We start from the raw sequence: 4855 nt of genomic DNA, 5'->3' as shown, positions 1-4855 counted from the left end.
CGCTGGAACATCGGGCGGTGGTGCTCGGCGGCGATCACACCGCACTGCTGGCCGGACTGGCGGCCCTGGCACAGGACGAACCGGCACCGGGCGTGGTGGAGGCAGCGGACGCGGCCGAGCCGGGACGCTCGGTGGTGTTCGTCTTCCCGGGGCAGGGGTCGCAGTGGGTCGGGATGGCGTTGGAGTTGCTGGAGTCCTCGCCGGTGTTCGCGCGGCGGATGGGCGAGTGCGCCGATGCGTTGGCTCCGTTGGTGGAGTGGACGTTGTCGGACGTGCTGGCGGATGAACGAAAGCTGGCTCGTGTCGATGTGGTGCAGCCGGTGCTGTGGGCGGTGATGGTGTCGCTGGCCGAGTTGTGGCGTTCGTACGGTGTGGTGCCGTCGGCCGTGGTGGGTCATTCGCAGGGTGAGATCGCGGCGGCGTGTGTGGCGGGCGGTCTGTCCTTGGCGGATGGCGCGCGGGTGGTGGTGCTGCGCAGCAAGGCGCTGCTGGCGCTGTCGGGCCAGGGCGGGATGGTGTCCGTCCCGGTGCCCGCCGACCAACTGCGCGACCGGCCCGGGCTGTCGGTGGCGGCGGTGAACGGCCCCGCGACGACCGTGGTGTCCGGTACGGATGCGGTGCTGGATGCGGTGCTCGCGGAGTTCCCGGAGGCCAAGCGGATCCCGGTGGACTACGCCTCCCACTCGCCCCAGATCGACGGGATCCGTGATGAACTGCTGACGGCCCTGGCGTCCATCGAGCCGCGCACCGGAACGACCCCCTTCCACTCCACGGTGACCGGACGGCCCATCGACACCGCGCAACTGGACGCGGACTACTGGTATCGCAATCTGCGCGAGACAGTGGAGCTCGAGCAGGTCACCCGTGCGGCGCTGGAGGGCGGCCACCACACCTTCATCGAAATCAGCCCCCACCCGGTCCTGACCACGGGCCTGCGCGAAACGCTCGACGACGCGGGCGCGAACGGCGGACTCGTACTGGCCTCACTGCGCCGGGACGACGGTGGCCTCGTCCGCTTCCTCGGCGCGTTGGCCGAGGCGTACGCACACGGTGTCGAGGTCGACTGGCTGCCGCTGTTCCCCGGCGCCCGCCGGGTGGACCTGCCGACGTACGCCTTCCAACGGGAGCGCTACTGGCTGGACGCCCCGCCGCCCGAGATCTCCACCGGCACGGTCGACGCGGACTTCTGGGACACCGTCGAGCGTGAGGACCTCGAATCGCTCGCCGGTGCGCTCCGCGTCGACGGGCAGTCGCTGCGCGAAGTGGTGCCCGCCCTGTCCCAGTGGCGGCGCGAACGCCGTGATGTCTCCACCATCGACTCATGGCGGTACAAGATCCGCTGGAAGCCGCTCACCGCGCCCGCCACATCGCCGGCGGGCACCTGGCTGGTCGTGGTCTCCCATGCGGAGGCCGAGCACGAGTGGGTCGCGGGGGTGACCGGTGCGCTGATCCGGCACGGTGCCGAGCCCGTCATGGTCGTTCTCGGCGAGCCCGAACTGGACCGTGCCACGCTGGCCGACCGGCTGGGCGCCGTTCTGGCCGACACCCCCCGGATCAGCGGTGTGGTATCGCTGACCGCGCTGGACGAAAGCCCGCACCCCGCGTACCCCTCGGTCCCTCAGGGATACGCGATGACGCTGTTGCTTTCGCAGGCGCTCGGAGACGCCGGTCTGGAAGCGCCGATGTGGTGCCTCACCCAGCGTGGCGTCTCGCTCGGCCACGGCTACGGCGTCGGCGTCGGTGGCGGTGCAGGAAGCGAGGCAACCGGCGGCGAAGGCGACCTGGCCGTCCGCAGAAAGCAGGCCCTGGCCTGGGGCCTCGGCAAGGTGATCGCCCTGGAACAGCCGCTGCGCTGGGGCGGTTTGATCGACCTGCCCGAGGGCGTGGACCAGCGTACCCAGGACCACCTGGCCGGTGTGCTGGCCGGCGCCTCGGGCGAGGATCAGGTGGCGATCCGTCCGAGTGGGCTCTTCGGCCGGAGGCTGGCGCATGCGCCGGTCCGCGAGGGTGACGGGTCCTGGCAACCTCGCGGAACCGTACTGGTCACCGGCGGCACCGGAGCGTTGGGTGGCCATGTCGCCCGGTGGCTGGCCGGCCGGGGCGCCGAACATGTGGTGCTGACCAGCCGTCGGGGCATGGCAGCGCCGGGCGCAGAGCGGCTGGCCGGAGAACTGGAGGCGCTCGGCGCCCGGGTGACGGTGGCGGCGTGTGACGTCGGGGACCGGGACGCCCTGGCCGCGTTGCTGGCCGAGGTCGGACCGCTGACCGCGGTGGTGCACACCGCGGCGGTGCTCGATGACGGCACCCTGAACTCGCTCACCACCGAGCAACTGCAACGAGTGCTGCGCGTCAAGACCGATGGCGCGGTGCATCTGCACGAACTGACCCGGGACATGGACCTGTCCGCCTTCGTCCTCTTCTCCTCGCTGTCGGGCACACTGGGCGCGCCCGGACAGGGCAACTACGCACCCGGCCATGTCTTCGTGGACACGCTGGCCGAGCAGCGCCGCGCCGAGGGCCTGGCCGCCACCTCCATCGCCTGGGGTCTGTGGGCCGGTGACGGCATGGGCGAGGGCGGGGTGGGCGAGGTGGCCCGCCGCCACGGCGTACCGGAGATGGCGCCGGAGATGGCGGTCGCGGCCATGGCGCGCGCCGTCGAGCAGGACGACACCGTCGTCACGGTCGCCGAGATCGACTGGGACCGGCACTATGTCGCCTTCACCGCGACCCGCCCCAGCCCGCTGCTGTCCGAACTCCCCGAGGTACGGGCGCTGATCGACGCCGGAGTCGGTCAGGAGAGCGCCGAGCCGGGCCACGAACGCTCGGAATTCGCGGAGCGGATCGCCGGGATGGCCGACGCCGACCGGGATCGCGCGGTGCTGGACCTGGTCCGGCGCCATGTCGCGGTCGTGCTCGGCCACACCGGCCCGGACGCGATCGACCCCGGCCGGGCCTTCCAGGAGAGCGGCTTCGACTCGGTCACCGCGGTCGAACTGCGCAACCGGCTCAACCGGGCCACTGGCCTCCGGCTGCCGGCCACCCTGACGTACGACCAGCCCACCCCACTGGCGATGGCGGAGTACCTCTGCGGCGAACTGCTGCACGGTGGCCAGGACCGCTCGGCCCCGGCCGTCCCGGTCCAGGCGATCGGCGCGGTGGACGACGAGCCCATCGCGATCGTGGGGATGAGCTGCCGCTTCCCGGGGGACGTCAGGTCTCCCGAGGATCTGTGGCGTCTGCTCGCCGACGGCTCCGACGCCATCGGCCCGTTCCCCGAGAACCGGGGCTGGGACACCGCGAACCTGTTCCACCCGGACCCCGACCATCGGGGCACCTCTTCCACCCGAGCGGCCGCGTTCGTCGCCGGAGCCGGTGAGTTCGACGCCGGATTCTTCGGGATCTCCCCGCGTGAAGCGGTGGCGATGGACCCGCAACAGCGGCTGCTGCTCGAGGTGTCATGGGAGGCGCTGGAGCGGGCCGGCATCGACCCCACGACGCTGCGGGGCAGCGAGACCGGCGTGTTCACGGGGACGAACGGCCAGGACTACGCGGCCCTGCTGAAGGCGGACGCGACGGGCGACTTCGAGGGCCGGGTGGGCACGGGCAACTCGGCATCGGTGATGTCCGGCCGGGTCTCCTACGTCCTTGGTCTCGAAGGCCCCGCGCTGACCGTGGATACGGCGTGTTCATCGTCGCTGGTGGCCCTGCACCTGGCGGTACGGGCCCTGCGGTCCGGCGAGTGCTCGCTGGCCCTGGCGGGTGGCGCGAGCGTCATGACGACCGCCGGTATCTTCGTGGAATTCTCCCGCCAGCGCGCACTGGCGGCCGATGGACGCTGCAAGGCGTTCGCGGCGGCGGCGGACGGCACCGGCTGGGGCGAGGGCGCCGGAATGCTGGTGGTGGAGCGGCTGTCCGATGCCGAGCACCATGGGCATCCGATCCTTGCGGTGGTGCGGGGTTCTGCGGTGAATCAGGATGGTGCGTCGAATGGGTTGACGGCGCCGAATGGTCCGTCGCAGCAGCGGGTGATCCGGCAGGCGCTGGCGAACGCCCGCTTGTCCACTGTGGATGTTGATGCGGTGGAGGCGCACGGTACGGGTACGACGCTGGGTGATCCGATCGAGGCGCAGGCGTTGCTGGCCACCTACGGTCAGGACCGGGATCCGGAGTGGCCGGTGCTCCTGGGTTCGATCAAGTCGAATATCGGTCATACGCAGGCGGCGGCGGGTGTGGCCGGTGTGATCAAGATGGTGATGGCCATGCGCCACGGTGTGCTGCCGCAGAGCCTGCACATCGATGAGCCGACACCCCATGTGGACTGGTCCACCGGCGCGGTGGAACTCCTGAGTGCGCGGACGGCATGGCCGGAGGCCGGACGGCCCCGCCGCGCCGGAGTGTCCGCATTTGGCGTGAGCGGCACGAATGCCCATGTGATCCTGGAGCAGGCCCCCGAGCCGGTCGCCGAGCCCGAACTCGCGCCGGAACGCGACGAAACTGGGGTCGTCCCGTGGGTGGTGTCGGGTGCGAGCGAAGCCGGTGTCCGCGCGCAGGCCGAGCGCCTCATGGCCTTTGTCGGCGACCGGCCGGAGCTGAGTCCGGTGGATGTCGGCTGGTCGCTGGCGTCGACCCGCGCCGCCTTGCCCCACCGTGCCGTGGTCGTCGGCGCTGACCGCGATGACCTCCTCCGTGAGCTGGCGGCCGTGGCCAGTGGCAGCGCCGCGATCGGCGAGGCCCGAACGCACTCCGGAGTGGTGTTTGTCTTCCCGGGGCAGGGGTCGCAGTGGGTTGGGATGGCGTTGGAGTTGCTGGAGTCCTCGCCGGTGTTCGCGCGGCGGATGGGCGAGTGCGCCGATGC

1 protein-coding gene is annotated in these 4855 nt (G+C 71.4%); it reads left to right on the top strand.

Features of this window, described 5'->3' with window-relative positions; genetic code table 11:
* Positions 1-4855, top strand: a 4855-nt coding sequence (locus KN815_RS44110; RefSeq protein WP_253209626.1) for a type I polyketide synthase, incomplete at both ends; no start/stop codon positions are given.

It is taken from the genome of Streptomyces niphimycinicus (genome assembly GCF_018883605.1).
In the GTDB taxonomy this organism is placed as follows: Bacteria; Actinomycetota; Actinomycetes; order Streptomycetales; family Streptomycetaceae; genus Streptomyces; species Streptomyces niphimycinicus.
The sequence above is the reverse complement of the archived record's forward strand: the minus strand, read 5'-3'. Positions and strand labels throughout refer to the sequence as shown.